Source organism: Mycobacterium sp. IDUB_37 (assembly GCF_055419245.1).
Window position 1 is genome coordinate 87,750 of the sequence record NZ_JBVAXG010000014.1, and the last position, 19,662, is coordinate 107,411.

General features: G+C 63.6%; 20 protein-coding genes. 9 read left to right on the forward strand and 11 right to left on the reverse strand.

Annotation, left to right across the window (positions count from 1 at the left end; all coding sequences use genetic code 11):
- Positions 1-77: 77 nt before the first annotated feature.
- Positions 78-941, forward strand: a complete 864-nt coding sequence (locus ACZY1I_RS30220; protein ID WP_463761248.1) for a lysophospholipid acyltransferase family protein — start codon at positions 78-80, stop codon at positions 939-941.
- Here the strand turns inward: ACZY1I_RS30220 and ACZY1I_RS30225 are convergent.
- Positions 906-2,534, reverse strand: a complete 1,629-nt coding sequence (locus ACZY1I_RS30225; RefSeq protein WP_463761094.1) for an ABC-F family ATP-binding cassette domain-containing protein — start codon at positions 2,532-2,534, stop codon at positions 906-908. The two genes, ACZY1I_RS30220 and ACZY1I_RS30225, sit on opposite strands and share 36 nt — an antisense overlap.
- A 170-nt stretch (positions 2,535-2,704) precedes the next feature.
- On the opposite strand from ACZY1I_RS30225, the gene ACZY1I_RS30230 reads away from it, so the two are divergent.
- Together ACZY1I_RS30230 and lipD are read left to right on the forward strand one after the other, a co-directional pair.
- Positions 2,705-3,784: a serine hydrolase domain-containing protein gene (locus ACZY1I_RS30230; protein ID WP_463761095.1), complete on the forward strand. Its 1,080-nt coding sequence runs from the start codon at positions 2,705-2,707 to the stop codon at positions 3,782-3,784.
- A gap of 27 nt (positions 3,785-3,811) precedes the next feature.
- On the forward strand, positions 3,812-5,089 hold the full coding sequence (lipD, locus tag ACZY1I_RS30235) for a lipase LipD (RefSeq protein ID WP_463761096.1): 1,278 nt from the start codon (positions 3,812-3,814) through the stop codon (positions 5,087-5,089).
- An 18-nt stretch (positions 5,090-5,107) separates the two neighbouring features.
- Here the strand turns inward: lipD and ACZY1I_RS30240 are convergent, their stop codons facing one another.
- The gene (locus tag ACZY1I_RS30240) at positions 5,108-5,824 is read right to left on the reverse strand and encodes a maleylpyruvate isomerase family mycothiol-dependent enzyme (RefSeq protein ID WP_463761097.1); all 717 of its coding nucleotides are present in this window, start codon (positions 5,822-5,824) and stop codon (positions 5,108-5,110) included.
- A gap of 7 nt (positions 5,825-5,831) precedes the next feature.
- A complete protein-coding gene (locus ACZY1I_RS30245; RefSeq protein ID WP_463761098.1) occupies positions 5,832-7,247 on the reverse strand; it encodes a TIGR00366 family protein in 1,416 nt (471 codons plus the stop codon).
- 121 nt (positions 7,248-7,368) lie between these two features.
- Here ACZY1I_RS30245 and ACZY1I_RS30250 point away from each other — a divergent pair, with 121 nt between their 5' ends.
- From ACZY1I_RS30250 to ACZY1I_RS30260, 3 genes are all read left to right on the forward strand, one after another.
- Positions 7,369-9,207, forward strand: a complete 1,839-nt coding sequence (locus tag ACZY1I_RS30250; protein WP_463761099.1) for a fatty acyl-AMP ligase — start codon at positions 7,369-7,371, stop codon at positions 9,205-9,207.
- A 477-nt stretch (positions 9,208-9,684) separates the two neighbouring features.
- On the forward strand, positions 9,685-12,243 hold the full coding sequence (locus ACZY1I_RS30255; protein ID WP_463761100.1) for a cellulose binding domain-containing protein: 2,559 nt from the start codon (positions 9,685-9,687) through the stop codon (positions 12,241-12,243).
- A 159-nt stretch (positions 12,244-12,402) separates the two neighbouring features.
- The gene (locus ACZY1I_RS30260; RefSeq protein ID WP_463761101.1) at positions 12,403-13,188 is read left to right on the forward strand and encodes a YqjF family protein; all 786 of its coding nucleotides are present in this window, start codon (positions 12,403-12,405) and stop codon (positions 13,186-13,188) included.
- On the opposite strand, the gene ACZY1I_RS30265 is transcribed toward ACZY1I_RS30260, so the two are convergent.
- Positions 13,182-13,616, reverse strand: a complete 435-nt coding sequence (locus ACZY1I_RS30265) for a hypothetical protein (protein ID WP_463761102.1) — start codon at positions 13,614-13,616, stop codon at positions 13,182-13,184. The genes ACZY1I_RS30260 and ACZY1I_RS30265 overlap by 7 nt on opposite strands.
- On the reverse strand, positions 13,597-14,364 hold the full coding sequence (locus ACZY1I_RS30270; RefSeq protein WP_463761103.1) for an SDR family oxidoreductase: 768 nt from the start codon (positions 14,362-14,364) through the stop codon (positions 13,597-13,599). The genes ACZY1I_RS30265 and ACZY1I_RS30270 overlap by 20 nt, the downstream gene beginning before the upstream one ends.
- Positions 14,365-14,421: 57 nt before the next feature.
- Between ACZY1I_RS30270 and ACZY1I_RS30275 the strand changes: the two genes are divergently transcribed.
- The gene (locus ACZY1I_RS30275; protein WP_463761104.1) at positions 14,422-14,904 is read left to right on the forward strand and encodes a nuclear transport factor 2 family protein; all 483 of its coding nucleotides are present in this window, start codon (positions 14,422-14,424) and stop codon (positions 14,902-14,904) included.
- Between the two features lie 5 nt (positions 14,905-14,909).
- Here ACZY1I_RS30275 and ACZY1I_RS30280 read toward each other — a convergent pair whose 3' ends face one another.
- Entirely contained in the window at positions 14,910-15,647 is a 738-nt protein-coding gene (locus tag ACZY1I_RS30280) for a DJ-1/PfpI family protein (protein ID WP_463761106.1), read from the reverse strand.
- An 18-nt stretch (positions 15,648-15,665) separates the two neighbouring features.
- Entirely contained in the window at positions 15,666-16,628 is a 963-nt protein-coding gene (locus ACZY1I_RS30285; protein ID WP_463761107.1) for a GlxA family transcriptional regulator, read from the reverse strand.
- Positions 16,629-16,738: 110 nt separating this feature from the next.
- On the opposite strand from ACZY1I_RS30285, the gene tpx reads away from it, so the two are divergent.
- Positions 16,739-17,236: a thiol peroxidase gene (gene tpx / locus ACZY1I_RS30290; protein WP_463761108.1), complete on the forward strand. Its 498-nt coding sequence runs from the start codon at positions 16,739-16,741 to the stop codon at positions 17,234-17,236.
- Between the two features lie 46 nt (positions 17,237-17,282).
- On the opposite strand, the gene ACZY1I_RS30295 is transcribed toward tpx, so the two are convergent.
- Positions 17,283-17,438, reverse strand: coding sequence for a hypothetical protein (locus ACZY1I_RS30295; RefSeq protein WP_463761109.1), 156 nt, complete (start codon positions 17,436-17,438; stop codon positions 17,283-17,285).
- Positions 17,439-17,689: 251 nt separating this feature from the next.
- Between ACZY1I_RS30295 and ACZY1I_RS30300 the strand changes: the two genes are divergently transcribed.
- Positions 17,690-17,812 carry a hypothetical protein gene (locus tag ACZY1I_RS30300; RefSeq protein WP_463761112.1) on the forward strand — a complete coding sequence of 41 codons (123 nt, stop codon included), beginning with the start codon at positions 17,690-17,692 and terminating at the stop codon, positions 17,810-17,812.
- On the opposite strand, the gene ACZY1I_RS30305 is transcribed toward ACZY1I_RS30300, so the two are convergent.
- Genes ACZY1I_RS30305 through ACZY1I_RS30315 form a run of 3 tightly spaced genes read right to left on the reverse strand, consistent with a single transcriptional unit; the run spans position 17,809 to position 19,457 of the window.
- Positions 17,809-18,756 carry an NAD(P)H-dependent flavin oxidoreductase gene (locus tag ACZY1I_RS30305; protein ID WP_463761115.1) on the reverse strand — a complete coding sequence of 316 codons (948 nt, stop codon included), beginning with the start codon at positions 18,754-18,756 and terminating at the stop codon, positions 17,809-17,811. The two genes, ACZY1I_RS30300 and ACZY1I_RS30305, sit on opposite strands and share 4 nt — an antisense overlap.
- Complete coding sequence (locus tag ACZY1I_RS30310) at positions 18,746-19,174, reverse strand: NYN domain-containing protein (protein WP_463761119.1); 429 nt, start codon at positions 19,172-19,174, stop codon at positions 18,746-18,748. Before ACZY1I_RS30310 ends, ACZY1I_RS30305 begins: the two co-directional genes overlap by 11 nt.
- Positions 19,074-19,457, reverse strand: coding sequence for a hypothetical protein (locus tag ACZY1I_RS30315; protein ID WP_463761257.1), 384 nt, complete (start codon positions 19,455-19,457; stop codon positions 19,074-19,076). The genes ACZY1I_RS30310 and ACZY1I_RS30315 overlap by 101 nt, the downstream gene beginning before the upstream one ends.
- Positions 19,458-19,662 lie beyond the last annotated feature (205 nt).

A 19,662-nucleotide genomic window follows, 5' to 3' on the forward strand; every position in this document is an offset into this window, starting at 1 on the left:
CTGCCGCGCGTACTTTATCGCGCAGCGCTGCGGTGCCACCCCCGGGCATCCACTGATCCGCTACTCGCGGCCACGAAATCATTCCCGCGGAGCAACCCCCGGTGCATACTCACGAGGTGCCTAACGTCGACGCCGACTCTGTTCCATCCTCGCTGAAAAAGGCCGACGTCACGGCCGCGCTCAACGTGATGAAGCCGTTGCGAATGTTGATCAAGCCCAAGGTCTACGGAATCGAGAACGTGCCCACCGAGCGGGCGCTGTTGGTGGGCAATCACAACACCCTCGGCATGGTGGATGCGCCGTTGCTGGCTGCCGAACTGTGGGAGCGGGGGAGAATGGTGCGATCCCTCGGCGACCACGCCCACTTCAAGGTTCCGGGATGGGGCGACGCGCTGACCCGGATGGGGGTCGTCGACGGCACCAAAGAAAACGCCTCCGAGCTGATGCGGCAGGGCGAACTCGTGATGGTGTTCCCGGGCGGCGCGCGGGAGGTCAACAAGCGCAAGAACGAGCAGTACAAGCTGGTGTGGAAGAACCGACTAGGGTTCGCGCGCTTGGCAATTCAGCATGGGTACCCGATAGTGCCGTTCGCTTCGGTAGGCGCCGAGCACGGGATCGACATCGTTCTGGACAACGAGTCGCCATTACTGGCTCCGATGCAGTTCCTGACCAAGAAACTGCTCGGCTCGAACGACGGTCCACCCTTGGTCCGCGGTGTCGGGCTCACGCCGGTGCCGCGCCCGGAGCGGCAGTACTACTGGTTCGGCGAGCCGATCGACACCACCAGGTTCAAAGGCAAGGAAAGCGACGACAGCGTCGCCCGCAAAGTGCGTGATCGAACAGCCATCGCGATCGAGTACGGCATCGAACTGATGCTCGCCGAGCGTGAAGCCGACCCGAACCGCTCATTGGTCGGACGTCTGCTGCGCTCCGACAAATAGCCGGCCTTCTGACAACCGCAGCCAGCGATCTGGGTTCAGTTCGTCCAGGAATCGTTGATCGTGGCTGACCACGATGAATGCGCCTTGGTAGGCGGCCAGCGCGCTCTGTAGTTGTGCCACGCTCCCCATGTCCAGGTTGTTGGTGGGTTCGTCCAACAACAGCAGCTGCGGCGGCGGCTCGCTGCTGAGCAGGCACGCCAGGGTGGCCCGCAACAGTTCGCCGCCGGACAAGGTCGCGACGACCTGTTCGGCTCGCGAGCCCGGAAAAAGGAAGCGGGCCAGTCGTGTCCTGCGGTCCGCTTGGGGCATGCCGGGCGCGAACGAAGCGAGGTTGTCGGCCACGGTCAGATCCGTGTCGAGCAGGTCCAGTCGTTGCGACAGATAAGCGATGGCACCACGCCGCACGTAGCTGCCGTCCGCCTCGATCCGGCCGCAGATCGCACGCAACAACGTTGACTTCCCAGCGCCGTTGGGGCCGGTGAGCGCGATCCGTTCCGGTCCTTGAACAGTGAGGTTGATGCCGTCGAACACCAGCGCGTCGCCACGCCGAACCTGGATGTCCGTGCCCGAAAACACCGTCCGCCCCGGCGGCACCCGGGTGTCCGGCAGGTCTACCACGATGGTCGGCTGGGGCCGCAGGGCGCGACTGGCCTCGTCGAGGCGAGCGCCGGCCGACTCGACCCTTGCCGCGTGCGTCTGGTCGGTCTTGGCGGCGGACTCTTGAGCGCTACTCTCGCGTTTGTCGAGCAATGCTTTGGGCAAGCCCAGGTTCTGGCGGGTGCGCACCGCGTTCCCGGTGCGCCGGGCCGCCCGTTCGCGGGCTTTCTGCCGGTCCCTCTTATGGCGCTTGAGATCAAGCTCGGCGTGCCGCAACTGCTGCTCGGCAGCCTCCTGCTCGCGTTGTACTGCCTGCTCGTAGAACGCGAAACCGCCTCCATAGCTGTGGATTCCATCGACTGCCAGTTCTGCGATGCGGTCCATGCGGTCCAGGAGCGCCCGATCGTGGCTAGCCACCACCAAGCAACCGGTGTAGTCGTCGATCACCCGGTAGAGTCGGCGCCGGCCAGGCAGGTCGAGGTTGTTGGTGGGTTCGTCGAGCAGCAACACATCAGGGGTGCGTAGCAACTGCGCAGCCAAACCCAATGCCACGATCTCGCCACCGGAGACGCTGTGCAGGCGGCGGTCGGTGTCGAGGTGGCCCAGCCCGAGCCGATCCAACTCTGCGGCAACGCGTTCGGCAATGTCCCAGTCGTCACCGATCGCGGCGAAGACGCCGTCGCGAACATCCCCGGCGTCCAGCGCTTTCAGTGCCGCGAGAGTCTCGGAGACGCCGAGGACTTGGGCCACTGTGCGATCGGCGGCATAGGGCAGTCGCTGCCGGAGGTAGCCGAGCGTTCCCCGCACCGACACGCCACCGCCGTCGGGGCGATAGCGGCCGGCGATGAGTTCGAGCAGCGTAGTCTTGCCCGCACCGTTGGGTGCGACGAGACCAGTGCGGCCGGCGTCGAACACGACTGACAGGTTCTCGAAAACACGGGTGCCGTCGGGCCAGCGGAACGACAGGCTCGAGCAGACGACAGATGCATCGGACATGGGCGACATCCTCGGTTTACGGAAGGAATAGGGCAACGGACTCCGAATTAAGGGCGCGAGCCAGAGCTCACGCGCAGATACCGTTGCCTCCGTCCATGGGCGTATTCCTATCAGAGTCGAACAGCGCACCGCAATCGAATTTCGCGATACTCCGGCAGACGTGCCGAGCGTTGCCGCTGGTCGTGGCACTGCTACTGGCCGGCTGCACTGCCCCACACACCGCCAACACCTCCGGAACCAGTCCGGTCACCAGCGAAACCACCACCGCCAAAAAGACGGGCAGCCAGAACGTACTCGACTCGGCGGTCCGTGCCGACGGACCGGGTTGTTCGGCGGCCGTCGGCATCGAAGGCAAGGTCGCCTGGACCGGGGTAGCGGGATTGGCGAACCTGGCCTTCCGGGCCAAGATCACCGCGGACACGGTGTTCGACATCGCTTCGGTATCAAAGCAGTTCACCGCCACTGCGATCCTGTTGCTGACCGAAGCGGGCAAACTGACGTTGGCCGACTCGGTAGCCCAATACCTGCCGGAGATGCCGCCCTGGGCGGCCAAAGTCACCCTGGCGCAACTCATGCACCACACCAGCGGAATCCCCGATTACACCGGCCTGCTACAAGAACAGGGATACAGCTACACCGATCGCACCACCGAGGCCCAGGCGTTGCAGGCCCTGGCGGCGGCGCCCGAACTCGTATTCAAGCCCGGCACCCGCTACGAATACTCCAATTCGAATTACCTGCTGCTCGGCGAGATCGTGCACCGGGTATCGGGGAAATCGCTTCCGGATTATTTGAGCGCGGAGATCTTTCAACCGCTGGGATTGGCCATGGTGATGGATCCGGTCTCGAGCATCCCCAATAAAGCACTGTCCTATACCAAGCCAGATCCGGGCGATTACCAGGTGGCCGATTCCAAGTGGGAGCAGGTCGGCGACGGCGGCATCCAGGCCACTCCCAGCCAACTGGTCCGTTGGGCCGACAACTATCGCACCGGAAAAGTGGGCGGTCCAAGGCTGCTGGAAGCGCAACTGTCCGGCGCGGTGGAAACCGAACCCGGCGGCGGCGATCGCTACGGCGCGGGCATTTTTTCGCTGGCAAACGGCATGCTCAACCATGACGGCTCGTGGGCCGGGTTCGTCACCGCGTTCCTGGTGAGCAGCGACCGCCGTACTTCAATAGCCGTCAGCTGCAACGTCGACAAACAGGATCCGAACGGGTTGGCCGAATCTCTCGGACACATCTGGATGTAGCCGCTCGGGGCTGTAATCATTCACGGTATGGCGCAACCCTCGATCCTCACCACCGACAACGGCCTTCCGTCCGGCGTGCAGGGAGCGTGCGATTCCCGCTTCCTAACTGTCATCCGCGCATTCGCCGGGCTTTACCCCGCAAAGATCTTCGGGGGCGGCGGCCTTTCGGTCTACATCGACGGCCGAGCGGTGGTCGACGTCTGGACGGGCTACTCCGACCGCAAGGGCGATGTGCGCTGGACCGAAGACACCGGGGCGATGGTGTTCTCCGCGACAAAAGGGTTGGCGGCCACAGTAATTCACATTCTCGTCGATCGCGGTCTGCTGTCCTACGACACTCCGGTGGCGCAGTACTGGCCGGAGTTCGGCGCCAACGGCAAAGACGAGATCACCGTCAGCGATGTACTGCGGCACCGCGCCGGGCTGTCCCACCTCAACGGTGTCGATAAGGACACCATCATGGATCACCTGCTGATGGAGGAGCGACTCGCCGCTGCGCCGGTGGATCGGGCGCACGGCAAAACGGCTTACCACGCCATCACTTACGGCTGGCTACTCTCCGGCCTGGCGCGCGCGGTGACCGGCAAGGGAATGCGTGAGTTGTTCCGCGAGGAGCTGGCCCTACCGCTGAACACCGACGGTTTGCACCTCGGCCGGCCACCGGCGGATTCGCCGACCAAGGCGGCCCAGACGTTGTTGCCGCAAGCCAAGATCCCCACACCGTTGCTGGACTTCATCGCGCCCAAAGTCGCGGGCCTGTCGTTCTCCGGGTTGTTGGGCTCGATCTACTTCCCGGGCATCATGTCGATGTTGCAGGACGACATGCCGTTTCTCGACGGTGAGCTTCCGGCGGTCAACGGCGTGGTGACCGCCCGGGCTCTCGCCAAGACGTACGCGGTACTGGCCAACGACGGTGTCATAGACGACACTCGGCTGCTGTCTTCCGAGGCGGTGGCCGGGATGAAGGGCAAGGCCGAGCTGTGGCCGGACCTGAACCTGGGTCTACCCTTCACCTATCACCAGGGCTACCAATCTTCGCCGGTTCCAGGCTTTTTGGAGGGTTACGGGCATATCGGGCTGGGTGGCACGGTCGGGTGGGCGGACCCGGAGTCGGGCAGTTCGTTCGGCTACGTACACAACCGCCTGTTGACGCTGCTGTTGTTCGACGTCGGATCATTCGCCGGCTTGGCTCCGCTGTTGACCAGCGCTGTCAACACCGCGCGCGCAGAGGGGCCGTTGGAGGTGCCGCACTTCGGTGCTTCCTACCCCGACCCGGCAGTGCAAGAGTCGGCCTCCGGCGAGTAGCGGCTCGCGACCTGCGGACTAGAAGCTGGCCCGGGCCAGGAAGCGCTTCACGGCCTCGGGATCGCCGTCGATGGTTGCCCGCTCCAGCGGCCACCGTCCCCATAACAGCAGCACCAACTCGGAAGCGGTCGCGCTGACTGTCGCATCGACCGAACACGTGGGCTCCAACTCGCAGCTGCCAAGGCCGGCACGAACGGTCCAGCACACGTCAACATCGTTGGCGTGCAACGCGACTGCCTGAGCTGGTCCGTTCAGATCTCGCGACATGCCCGGCAGCACGTCCTCGAGGAACTCCGCGATTCCGTCGGCGGCCAACGCAGGTTCCACGGGCTCGTCTGACCCGGCGGCGCTCATTGCATCCCAGCAGTGGATCGCGGTCTCATGGGCAACGCGGCGTTGGATGAACCCGACATCTTTGCGACGGCCCCAGGTCCACGCAGGCGTTTCGGGACCTATCCGCTCGAGTGCGTCAGCCGTTGCTTCCAGTCCATCACCGAACCACTCCACCAGCGCTTTCTCGGTTGGCCGAGCCGGCTCTTGATAGCTCTCCGGGCCGGCGACGAGGCCGGACGCGACCTGCCGCCAGAACGTGAGGACATTGCCGACGTGCCAGACCAAATCGGCGAGCGTCCAACCGCTGCAACTCGGTACGGCACGGGCGAGCCCGGCTTCACTCGCGACGATGATGCGAGCGCCGTCACGGCGCAGCGCTTGGATGTAGTCGGCCGGTTGCACATCGTCTTCATATCACGTGGGGTGCGATCAGTACCGCAGCACCGGACACGATGAGCCCGACCAAGAAGGCGATGACCGTAAAGCCCATTACCTGGCGAACATTGAGCTTCGCAATAACGAGTAGCGGCAGCAGCCAGAACGGCTGGATCATGTTCGCGACCGCCTCGCCCACCGCGACCGCCATCGAGATCAGCCCGAGGTAGGCGGGGGAGCGTTGCCCGATGGCGAGCGCCGAGTCAACGGCAACCGGTCCCTGCACCGCCCAGTGTCCACCGCCGGACGGAACGAACAACGAGATGGTGACCGAGCCGATGAACGTCAGAAACGGCAGTGTGTACTGATTGGCTCCCGTCACCAACGCCTGCGCAAGCACCGTCTGCAGCGCCTTGCCCGATTGCGTTGGAAGATAACCCAATAGGCCCACGATGCCGCCATAGAGTGGATACTGCAGCAGCAGCGGGCCCGATACCTTTGCCGCGCCAGAGAACGCACGGATAAACCGAATTGGCGTCTTGTGAAGCAGTGCGCTGGTGACGGTCAACAACATGACCATCGACGAGATGTTCAGCGCGAACCCGCTCAACACGAAGTACCCGATGCCGGCGGCGAATACGAAGATGTTGAGGATCCACAGATTTTCCAGCCACTCGGCGAATGTCCGCTTGCCGGTCGGCCGGTCAACAACCGTCGCGAAATCTTCTTCCTCGAAGACGGCCGGGTCGGGCGCCAGCGACTCGATCGGCTCCATCCGCCAGATCGCGACCGCCAGCAGCAGCAACACCGCAATGACGGCCACCCAGCTGTAAGGCTGGAAGATGGTCAGCGAAAGCGGCACATTCTGACCAGTCAGCTTGTGTATCACATTGATTGGGCTGTTCGCGTCGGTGTTCGCCAGGGCGATCGATGACGACATACCCTGCGTCCACACCATGAAACCCATGAACGCGGCCGCAATCAGATAGCCGAAATGCGTTGCGCTGAGCCGCTTTGCGACCTGGCGCGCGACCAGCGCACCAGCCACCAATCCGAGTCCCCAGTTCAGCAGCGACAAGGCGGCGCTGACGCCGAAACACAGTAGGGCTCCTTGTACCTGGTTGGTCGGCTTGCCGGCCAACTTGACGATGCCCCGTTTCACCACCGGCGCCTCGGCCAGTGTGTAGCCCGTGATCAGGATCAGCACCATCTGAAACGCGAAGGTGAAGATGTTCTGCGGTCCCCAGACTCCGCCGTACCAGGCCGTGAGCATGCCGCCCGGCGTCGCGCCATTGACGAACATCGCGACAAGCGCGGCCACGACGGCGGTGAGAATGACCGCGAACAAGTACGGATCCGGCATGACGCGCTCGACGTAGCGGACGCACAGCGCGGTGAGGCGCTGTATGAGGCTGCGCGGTCTGACGTCCGTGTCTTGTTGCTCTGTCATCTGGGCGTCCTGTAATCGTTGCCGGGCGCTGAGGCCGAGGGCCGGTTCGTGCACTGTAACCGTGGCGGCCACCACACCACGCCTGGTCCGAATCGCGAGTGGCGGTTTATAGACTGCGGTTATGGATGGCGCTGCCCGGTCGGAATCTGCAGAGCCGGAAGGCCTGTTGCAGATCGAGGATTGTCTGGACGTCAACGGCAACATCGTGTTGCCTCCCGGGTTGACCCTGATCTCGCTGATCGACCGCAATATCAGGAATGTCGGAGACACCATCGCGTACCGCTACCTGGATCACAGCGGATCGGATGACGGCCACGCAGTCGAGGTGACATGGGCCGAGTTCGGGGTCCGGTTGCGCGCCATCGGGGCGCATGTGCAGCAGTTCGCGGGCCCCGATGACCGAGTTGCGATCCTGGCGCCGCAGAGCATCGAGTGGGTGGCCGGCTTCTACGCCGCGATCAAGGCGGGCACCGTCGCAGTTCCGTTGTTCGCCCCTGAACTGCCCGGGCACGCCGAACGCCTCGAAACGGCACTTCGCGACTCACAACCGACCGTCGTACTCACCACTACGGCGGCCAAAGGCGCCATCGAGCGCTTTCTGGCCAACCTCGCCGACCTGAACAAGCCGCTTGTCCTGGTCATCGACGAGATACCCGACTCGGCGGAGGAACAGTTCGTTCCCGTGCACCTCGATATGGACGCCGTGTCGTATTTGCAATACACCTCGGGGGCGACCCGGCCCCCGGTCGGCGTGGAGATCACCCACCGCGCGGTCGCCACCAATCTGACGCAGATGATCCTGTCCATCGATCTGTTGAACCGAAACACCCACGGCGTCAGCTGGCTACCCCTGTATCACGATATGGGCCTGTCGATGATCGGCTTTCCGACCGTTTACGGCGGTCACACCACGCTGATGTCCCCGACGGCATTTGTCCGCCGCCCGCAGCGATGGATCAAGGCATTGTCTGACGAATGCCGGACCGGTCAGGTGGTCACCGCGGCCCCGAACTTCGCCTACGAATGGGCAGCGCAGCGCGGGCTCCCCGCGCAGGGCAGCGATATCAACCTGGACGATGTGGTGCTGATCATCGGCTCCGAGCCGGTCAATATCGACGCGGTGACGGCATTCAACAAGGCGTTCGCGCCCTACGGATTACCCCGCACAGCGTTCAAGCCGTCGTATGGCATCGCCGAGGCAACGCTGATGATCGCCACCATCGACCATGCTGCCGAGACCTCGGTTGTCTACCTCGACCGGGAACGGCTGGGCGCGGGTCACGCGGTATCCGTGTCGGCCGATTCACCCAACGCCGTCGTGCAGGTGTCCTGCGGTCAGGTGGCCCGCAGCTTGTGGGCGGTGATCGTGGATCCCGACAGCGGTACCGAGTTGCCGGATGGTCAGGTCGGCGAGCCGTGGTTACAGGGCAACAACGTGGGCCGCGGTTACTGGGGACGGCCCGAAGAAACCCGGTCGACATTCGGCGCCAAGCTGCAGGCAACTCTAGCGGTGGGCAGCCACGCACAAGGCGCAAGAATCGACGGCGACTGGCTGCGGACCGGCGATCTGGCTGTCTATCTCGACGGCGAACTGTATGTCACCGGCCGGATGGCGGATCTGGTGACCATTGACGGAAAGAACCACTACCCGCAGGACATCGAGGCCACGGTCGCCGAGGCGTCCCCGATGGTGCGCCGGGGATATGCCACTGCGTTCACGGTGCCCGACGGCTCCGACCGGGCGCTGGTGATCATTGCCGAACGCGCGACAGGCACCAGCCGCGCCGACCCGGCGCCCGCCATCGAGGCCATCCGCGCCGCGGTATCGGCCCGGCATGCGCTGACGGTTTCCGATGTCCGTTTCCTGCCGGCCGGCGGCATTCCGCGTACCACCAGCGGCAAGCTGGCGCGCGTCGCCTGCCGCACCGAGTACCTCAATGGCACGCTGGGCGTTCACTGAACCAGCACGCCTGAACAGGACACCTGGCGAAGAAAATCCGGCTCTTCCTTTGTCGGCTGACTACAAATCATACCGACGGCGAGTGCTGCGAGGCGGGCGCGCTCAATTGCCGTGATTCGGCGGGCCCGTTCGGGGTCGGCAAACATTTGGCAGGACGATCCGCACGGTGTGAATCAACCCGGTCTGCAGCCGTGACCTGCTAGAAGGGCTCTCCCTTCCAGCAACATCGGCGATCACCAGCATCGCAGCAAATCCGCCCTCGGCAACAAAGCCGGCGCCGTTGGAACGTATACACCCTGCAAATTTGACTCATATGTAAGACAAATGTAAAGCAAATTGACCAAATCTAGCCGTTCGCCAATTGGCTAGACATTTTGACTTCGATCGAACCTTGCTTACGCTGCGCGGACCGCACTGTTTTACCCAAGCCCAATAACTTTCCATTCCGTAAACGTCTGAAGATAAGTAGGTCGCGCAGTGGCATTTCTAATCGCAACTCCAGAACGTCTCGCCTTCGCGGCCTCGAGTCTGTTCGATATCAATTCGACGCTCGGCGCCGCTAATGCGGCGGCTGCCGCTCCGACGACGGGGATTCTGGCGGCTGCCGCCGATGAGGTGTCGGATGCGATCGCCGAACTGTTCAATACCCAGGCGGTCGCATACCAGTTCGCGAGCGCCCAGGCTTCGGCGTTTCACGCACGCCTTGTGACGGCCTTGACTGCGGGTGCGGACTTGTACGCCAGCGCCGAAGCGAGCGGTGCGTCGTCTCTGCAGAACGTCGGTCAGCAGCTGGCCAACCTTGTCAACGTGGCCACTGGGCGCGGCGGCGGGCCGACCGCGGCGGCCGATTCTCCGTCTGGCGATGCGACGGACACTGGGAATAGTGGCAGCTCGGGGGCCGCGTCGAAGTCAGCGGCGGCTACAGGCACATCGTCTTCGGGCGGGTCGTCCTCGGGCGGGTCGTCCTCGGGCGGGTCGTCGGCAGGTGCGGGCACCGGTGGTGCTGCGGGTGCGGGGGCCAGCACGACCTCTTCCGCGACCGCCGCCACCACGACGGCTGCGGCGGCCGGTGCTGCCGGTACCGGTGGCACCGGGGTGACGGCGACTTATGCGACGACGTCTCAGTGGAATGGTGGATTCGTCGCCAACTACACGATCACCAATACCGGCACCACCCCGCTGACCAATTGGCAGCTTCAATTCAACTTGCCCGCAAACGAATCCATAACTAGCGCCTGGAACGGGCAAGTCACGCACGCGGGCACCCAGTACACCATCACTCCGGAGAGTTATAACGGCAGCATTGCCCCTGGCCATTCGGTCACCGTCGGCTTCCAAGCCTCACAGAACGGCTCATACTCGGCTCCGACGAATTTGGTGATCAATGGACACCCAGTCGGCGGGGATACGGGCACGGGGGCTGGCACCGGGACTGGGACTGGGATTGGCACCGGGACCGGCACGGGGACTGGCACTGGGACTGGGACTGGCACCGGGACCGGCACGGGGACTGGGACTGGGACTGGGACTGGCACAGGGACTGGCACCGGGACTGGGACAGGGACCGGGACTGGCACCGGGGCCGGGACCGGCACGGGAACCGGGACGGGCACTGGCACTGGCACTGGCACTGGCGTAGTTGCGGCGACCTACACGGCAACATCGCAGTGGAACAACGGCTTCAATGGCGACTACACGATCACCAATACGGGCACCACGCCGCTGACCAACTGGCAGCTCCAATTCGATATGCCCTCAGGCGAATCCGTCACTGATCTGTGGAACGGTCAGGTTACTCATACCGGCACGCACTACACGGTGACGCCTGAGAGCTACAACGGCACGATCGATCCAGGCCAGTCGGTCAGTGTTGGCTTCACAGCCTCGCAGACCGGCTCATACTCGGCGCCCACGAATTCCGTGGTGAACGGTCAACCGGTCGGCACCGGCACTGGCACCGGGACCGGGACCGGCACGGGGACAGGCACTGGCACCGGCACAGGGACTGGGACTGGGACTGGGACTGGGACTGGGACTGGCACCGGCACAGGGACTGGCACCGGGACCGGGACCGGCACCTACTCGCCCTACGTGGACATCACGCTGTACCCCGGCCCCAACGGCTACGACTTCGCAACCGCCGCGCAGAACGGCGTCAAGAACGTCACGCTTGCCTTCATCAACGCGGACCCGACTGGTCAAGCATCGTGGGGAGGCTATTCGGCGTACGACGTCGCCGGCGGTTCCCAGAGCTCGTTCATCAACAATCAGCTCGCCAACATGCACGCGGCCGGCATCAACGGAACCCTGTCCTTCGGTGGCGCTTTCGGCACCGATCTCTCCGCCGTCAGCGGTCAGACCCCGGCCCACTTAGCGTCGCAGTACGCGCAGATCGTGAACACCTACCACATCTACAACCTCGACTTCGATGTCGAAGGTGCACTACAAGGCAACACTCAGGCAATGAGCACGCAGTCGCAGGCCATCGCCCTACTGCAAGCGCAGGAAGCGGCCGCCGGCACACCCGTGAGTGTCAGCTACACCCTTCCGGTGTTGCCCACCGGGCTGGTCACGGGACAAGGCGGCGGACTGAACGTTCTCCAGACCGCGACGGCCAACGGCGTGCACATCTCCCGCGTGAACGTCATGGCCATGGACTACGGAAACGGTTTCGATCAGGCAGGCAACCCAGGCATGGGCCAGTACGCGATCGATGCCGCGACTGCCACGCACAGTCAGTTGATGGCGCTGTATCCGACCATCTCCAGCCAGCAGGCGTGGTCGATGCTCGGAGTGACGCCTCTGATCGGAATCAACGACGACCCGAGCGAGATCTTCAGTCTCGCCAACGCCCAGCAGCTGACCAACTTCGCCCAGCAGAACGGTATCGGTGAGCTGTCCATGTGGGAGTTGCCCCGTGACACCACAGGCACATTGGGCGCAGTAGATGCCGTCGACGGCAGCGGAATCGCACAAACCCCGTTTGCCTTCTCCAAGATCTTCGAGCAGATCGAGAGCGCAGCACCCAGAACCTGATTTCTGGGGACAGTCTCGCGCCGAGCGTGGGGGATAAGTACGAAAATCGTTGGCAGACAATACATAAGCCTCACGCTCGGCGTCAGTCGATGGCCCGGTCCCTGCAGCTTCCGATAGACTCCCGGACTCAAACGCTGACTTGCGTGTGAGGATGTTCGGATGACCGCCACACCCGGACCCGCGTTACCGGGACCGTCTGACGAACCCAGTCGCAGTCCGGAGCTGGCGGGGTATCCCGTCACGCCGCCGCAGTTGCCCCGTCCGGTCACCTTCGACCAGCGCTGGGACGAGCTGACATTCCTGCACTGGCCGGTCGCGCCGGAAAGCATCGCGCACATATATCCGCCGGGCACCCGCCCGGATGTCTTCGCCGACGGCATGACGTATGTCGGTTTGGTTCCGTTCACTATGACCAGCACCAAACTGGGTGCGGTACTGCCGCTTCCGTATTTCGGCACGTTCCACGAGACGAATGTGCGGCTGTATTCGGTCGACGACGCGGGACGTCACGGAGTGCTGTTCCGCTCGTTGGAGACAGCCCGTCTGGCAGTCGTGCCTGTAACCCGGGTTGGCCTCGGCGTCCCCTATACCTGGGCGAAGATGCGAATGACGCGGTCCGGCAACCGGATCACCTACCACAGTGTGCGGCGCTGGCCGCAACGCGGATTGCGCAGTTTGGTGACGGTCAACGTCGGTGCGGAAATCGAGCCGACACCACTCGAGGTGTGGCTCACCGCGCGCTGGGGTGCACACACCCGCAAGGCCGGCCGGACCTGGTGGGTGCCGAACGAACACGAGGAATGGCCACTACACGCGGCCGAGATCGTCGAATTGCACGACGAACTGGTGGATGGGGCCGGGGTACAGCCCGCTGGGGATCGTCTGCGCGCACTCTTCTCACCAGGCGTGCGAACGCATTTCGGCCGGCCCTGCCTGGTTCAGTAGGACAGCACGTGGAAGTGCCCGTTCGGGCAAGTGCCTTCGATGCCCTCGAACGGGACGCTGTCGAATTCCCGCCACTTCCAGTGCTCGCCGCAGTACGACGCCGCACACTCCGGACAGTGAAAAGGCGCGTAGGAGTAGCTCATTCGATACAGCGCCGCGGCATCTGAGTCCACGATCGCGTAAGTCATCCACTTGATGCTCTCGCCCGAAATGCTCTGGGTGGCGGCACCGAAGAAGGTCTCCACCAATAGCGCGCCTTGCTGCTCTGGCCGCTGCATAACGTCGAACTCGGCCAGCGCCTGCACAGCCGGCCGCGAATCCTCGTCCACCGCATCGGCGGGAGTCACGAACTTGACGCGGCCGGCCGGTCCCCCGCAGACCGCGCAATCGAAGCGAGCCTCACCCGGCTCAGGGGAGGGTGTAGCCACCGTCGATCACCAGGTCGGAACCCGTCATGTAGCTGGATGCCGAACTGGCCAAATAGACGAACAGGCCAGTGAGTTCTTCGGGCCGGCCGATGCGTCCCATCGGAATTTTCGGCTCCCACAGCCGGTGGTACTCGGCGAGAGGTTCCACGAGTTCGGTGAGGATATAGCCCGGGCTGATGCTGTTCACCCGGATGTTCTGCGGCGCCAACTCCACCGCCATCGCCTTGGTCAGGTGAATGACCGCGGCCTTTGAGGTGCAGTAATGGCCCACCCGCTGCGGGATGTTGATGATGTGGCCCGACATCGACGCGGTGGTGATGATGGACCCGCCGCGCTGCTGTTGCACCATCGCCTTGGCGGCGGCCTGGGCGGTCAAGAAGACACCGGTCACGTTGGTGCTCTGGATACGCTCGAACTCTTCCAGCGACAAATCGAGAAACGGGATGTCCGACACGACACCCGCATTGCACACCGCGATGTCGATGCCACCGAGCTCGGCCGTCACCCGGTCCACCATGGCGTTTACCTGATCCTGCTGGGTCACGTCGCAGGCAATCGCCACGGCTTTGCCGCCGGCCGCGGTAATCTCGTCGGCCAGCGCCGTAAGATTGTCCAATTGCCTTGCGGCAAGTGCTACCTGGGCGCCGGCCTCCACGTAGGCCAGCGCTACCTTCTTACCGATGCCGCTCGACGCGCCTGTCACCAATGCCGTCTTGCCGTGCAAGTTGAACTGGTCCAGCACGCTCATTTGCAAAACTCCTTCAGACGGTGACCGCTACCTGGAACACGTTCTAGTCTGTCCGTTATGGGCAAGTTCACCAAAGCCGAGATCGAGCAGGCAGTCAGGAACTATACGACCGTCGTCGAGGAATGTACTTCGTCGGGCGACTGGAGTCCTTTCGCTGACCTGTTCACCGAAGATGTCGTCTACACCGAGCATCACTACGGGGTGTTCCACGGTCGCGAGGAGGTGCGGGAATGGATCGTCGCGGTTATGGCACCATTCCCGCACATGCGATTTCCGTGGGACTGGACCGCTTACGACGAAGACAACGACGCTGTGGTCATCATGATCAAGAACCTGCTCGACCATCCGACCGACCCGAACGGGGAACCGTTCTGGTTCCCGAACTGGACGCGACTGGTCTACGCCGGCGACGGACTGTTCTCCAGCGAGGAGGACATCTACAACCCGAACCGCGACGCACCCGGTGTGGTGGGAGCCTGGTTGGAGGCCGGTGGCCGGTTCGCTTCGACGAAGTTCCCCGAGCCGAAACCGTCGACCTAGACCTGCTAGACCTTGAGCGGCGACCGCTTCCGCCGACGGGAGCGGACGGCGCCGAGTGCCTGGTCCCAGGCGAGCAAGGTCGCGGCCTTGAGGTTGGCGGGCTTGGCGCTGTCCTTCGAAAGCAGCGCAGTCGCGGCGGCTTTCGTGGCAGCCGATGCTTTTGACATGTGCCCGGAGTCGAATGGTGGCTGCGGGTCGTACTCGATCGCCAGTTGGATCGCCTTCGCTCGACTTTCCCCGCCCAATTGCCCGGCCAGCCACAGCGCGAGGTCCAGCCCCGCAGACACTCCGGCGCTGGTAATGACGTTGTCCTGGTGCACTATTCGCTCGTCACTGACCGGGGTGACGCCGAAGACCTTCAGCGCCGGCAGCGCGATCCAGTGCGACGTGGCGCGCTTGTCCTTGAGCAAACCTGCGGCCGCGAGGATCACTGATCCCGAACACACCGACGTGGTCCAGCCAGCGGTCTGGTGGGCCTGGCGCAGCCAGTCGAGCAGTTTCTCATCGCGCGCGTGTACCGGAGTGGACGGCCCGCCAGGCACGAGAATGACGTCAGGCGAGGGTGTTTCGGCCAGTGAGTGAGTTGCACCCAGCACCAGCACGCCGGAGTCTGCGGTGATCGGCCCGGCTTCGTGCCAGACGAATCGCACGTCGGCGTCGGGCAACTGGCGCAACACCTCGTACGGACCGATCATGTCCAGAGCGGTGAACCCTGGGTAGGCAACGAAAGCGATTTGGGTCATAGCTGAACTCCTTTTAACTCAGGCGAATGCCTTGCGGTATTGATCTGGCGGTATTCCGACACGACGGATGAAGTTGCGCCGCATGGTTTCCGCGGTGCCGAACCCGCAGCGGGAAGCAATGGCAACAACGGTGTCGTCGGTCTCTTCCAATTGCCGTCGTGCGGCTTCGGTGCGAATGCGCTCTACGTATTGGCCAGGCGCCTCGCCGACCTCCTCGGTGAATACCCGGGTGAAATGCCGGGGGCTCATTGCGGCACGACGGGCGAGGTCGTCAATGCTGTGTGCGCCGCCCGGCTTGGCTTCGATTGCCTCCTGGACGTCACGGATCGAGGTCCGCTTGGCCCTCGGCATCCAGACCGGCGCAGCGAACTGAGTCTGCCCACCTGGGCGGCGCAAATAGAGCACGAGCCATCGGGCCACGGTTTGGGCGACCTCGGTGCCGTGGTCGTCTTCGACCAGCGACAACGCCAGATCGATCCCTGACGTGACGCCCGCCGCGGTCCAGATTCGCTCGGAACTCTGGATGAAAATCGGATCGGGATCGACCTCGATGTTCGGGAATTCATCGGCCAATCGGTCTGCGAACGCCCAGTGCGTAGTGGCTCGGTGGCCGTCCAATAACCCGGCTTCGGCCGCCAGGAACGCGCCGGTACAAACGGTGACAATGCGGCGCGCGGACCGCGATGTCGCCCTGATCCAGTCCATCAACGCGGAGTCGGTTCGGGCGGCGTCGACGCCGCCTCCGCCGGGCAGGACCACAGTGTCGATCCGGGTGCGTGGATCAGGAAGTGGAACCGATGTGAAGGCCAGACCGGTCGCTGTGGTGACGGGTTGCCCGTCGGGGGCGGCAACGACCACGTCGTAGCCTCCGCCGGTCAGCAGCGATGCACCGGTGAAAACCTCGTAGGGTCCCACCAGGTCGAGCGCCTGTACGCCGGAAAAGCCGACTATCACCACCTTCCGGACTACTTTGCGAGGCATGTAGACAGTGTTCGCCACCCACGGAGCTGTCGTCTACGCCACGCACCCCACGAATCAGGACACGGGACCTGATCAACGACAGAAACCGTCGCCTTGGCAGACTGGTCCCTATGGCACAGATAACCTTGCGCGGAAATGCGATCAACACCGTCGGCGACCTGCCCGCCGTCGGATCTCCGGCCCCTGCCTTCGCCCTCACCGGCGGCGACCTGGGACCGGTCAGCAACGACCAGTTCAACGGCAAGGCGTTGTTGCTGAACATCTTTCCGTCAGTGGACACGCCCGTGTGCGCGAAGAGCATAAAGACCTTCAACGAGCGAGTCGGCGCCAGCGGTGCCTCTGTCGTGTGCGTATCCAAGGACCTGCCGTTCGCGCAGAAGCGATTCTGCGGCGCCGAGGGTACCGAGAACGTCACGACGGCATCGGCGTTCCGGGACAGCTTCGGCGAGGACTACGGCGTCACGATCGCCGAAGGCCCGTTCGCCGGCCTGCTGGCCCGCGCGATTGTGGTGATCGGCGCCGACGGCAATGTCGCCTACACCGAACTGGTGCCTGAGATCGCTCAGGAACCTGACTACGACGCTGCGCTGGCCGCGCTCGGCGAGTAGCTCACGCGAGAAATTCGAATAAACGGTCGGCTCGGCCGCACACCAGTCAGTGGTTGGCGTGCACGGCCACCGTGTCGCCGGCACGGAGATTGAGCGGTGGCGCTTGACTGAGTGGGCAGCCCGCCAGCATGCAGCCACCCGCGATTGTCATCACTACGCCCAACACCGCCCGCACGACGAGGGTCCGGTTCTTGTCGGTCATCGACTACTCCATCCCGCCCCCGAGACGCTGTTGCGATGCCGAAATGTTATCGGCGTAAGCGGCCAGTGGGAATAGCCGTCCGGGATTTTCTGATATTTTTTTTCAGTATTTCAATACGTGAACTATATAAATCCTAGGGCCATTTCTTCTAAACACGTGTTGGATAAATTGTACAATTCGCACAAGTTGTCAAGCGCTTTTACAACGCTATTTTCGCCTGCTTCCTCTGCCCGTCAGGCGTAGAAACCACAGTGGGTCAGCAGTTCGACTGTCACATCACCGGCCCAAAAGGCAAGCCGTACGTCGCGCACATGAAGATCCTCAAGGTCGAGGGCGAGACGGTGCTTTACGACGTCGAGTCTCAACCGAGCTAGGCGCCGCCGGCCAGCCTTTCGGCGGTCGCCGCCAGCACCTGCCGACACCCCGCCCACATGCCGGCGATGATGTCGGCGGCCGGGGGAAGATCCTCGATGCGGCCGGCGACCTGACCGGTATTGGCGACGCTGGCATCCATGTCGCCCTCGAAGTAAAGCCGCTGGACACGTTGCAATGCGGCCCCGCCCTCCTCGAAAGATGCTGAGGCATCCAGCTTGTCGGCGGCCGGCGTCCGGATTACCCGCATCATCCGTCTGCCGTCCAGGGGGAGCAGCACGGTGGATGTCTCGTCGGCGCGGACCACGGCTTGTTTGAGGTTGCTGTGCACCGGTGAATCCGCCGACGCAAGCAGACGGGTGCCCATCTGAACCCCGTCGGCTCCGAGGACGAGTGCCGCGGCCATCGATCGGGCGTCGCAAATTCCGCCCGCGGCCACGATCGGTACGTCGACATGCGCTGCGACCAACGGCAGCAGAACCATGGTCGAGGCGCCGAACCGATTCTTGAATCCGCCACCTTCGACACCCTCGACGACAAGACCGTCCACGCCGGCGTCGACAGCTTTCCTGGCGGCGGCCAGGGTACCGACCACATGGAACACGGTGATGCCCGCATCGCGCAGTCGGGCGGTGAACAGCGAAGGATCGCCGGCCGAGGTGGTGACGAAGCGAATATCGTTGTCCACCAACAGGTCCACCATCGTGGGGTTCCGGTTGAAGAGTAGCGCGATGTTGGCCCCGACTGGCCGGTCGGTGAGATCGTGCACCCGGTGCAGATCGGCGCGACCTTCCTCGGAGGTGGTCTCGATAATGCCGAGTGCACCAGCGTTCGAGACCGCGGCGGCCAATTGCGCGCGGGCAATGTAGGTCATCGGCGCTTGGATGATCGGGATGTCGATTCCGGCGAGTGCACACAGCCGGCTGGATGTCTGCTCATTCGCCATGGTGGCCTCCGCGTCTAACGTTGCGCGGGTCGATGAGATCCCGGAACCCTTCGGCCCGGTACACCGATGCACCCAGGCTCCGAATCCGTTCTGTCAGCCCCTTATCGGATGTGACAACCTGGATTTCGCCGCGCTGGGTATCGGCTTGCACCAAACGAACGATCTCGTCATCGGCCGAATTGGCACCCGCCTTGGGCGCGTGTGCCACTTCAACCACCGACGAGAAGATGGGCGTTACCGGCGGACGTTCGAACACCACCGTCACGTGATCGTGTTCAGCATCTTCAGCCGCTTCACCGGCAGCGCGAGACCATTCGTCAAGGCGTTGCACCAGAGCGACCATCGCCCCCTGCCGGTCTTTCCACCAGCCGTCGGGGCGACTTCCGATCACGTTCATACCGTCGACGATCCATCGCACACCTCACGGTACGACGACGCAGGATCAGTCTTCGCGAGGCCTCAGAACCACCGCCGCCGACGGCCCCTCTTTTCGATCCCGGCGCGGAAGTGCTCGCGCTGCCCACGGCAGCCTCTTCCATTGTTCCAAGGGCGTTGATGACTTCCAGTTGCGACGGGATGAGCAGCTCGTTGAGTTGCTTGAGACGTTCCGGATTGTTCGCGATGGCATCTTGGTCGTCGACATAGATTTGCAGAAAGTCGCGGAGCGCTTGGCTGCCGACCATCCGTTCGGGCACTTTCATCTGCCCAGGATGCCGGCCATGTCGTTGTCGTCGCTCACCAATCGCTCCTTCACGTCGAGTATCAGCGTTAGCGTAGGAGACCGCGCCCAACTCGACCGAATGACGGTCAGCGACTTGTCGATCTTCTTTAAGCAGTCGAACGTTTCGGCGGGCACACCGAAGACTGCAACCGGTTTACGCTACGCGACTGCCAGAATCAGCTCAA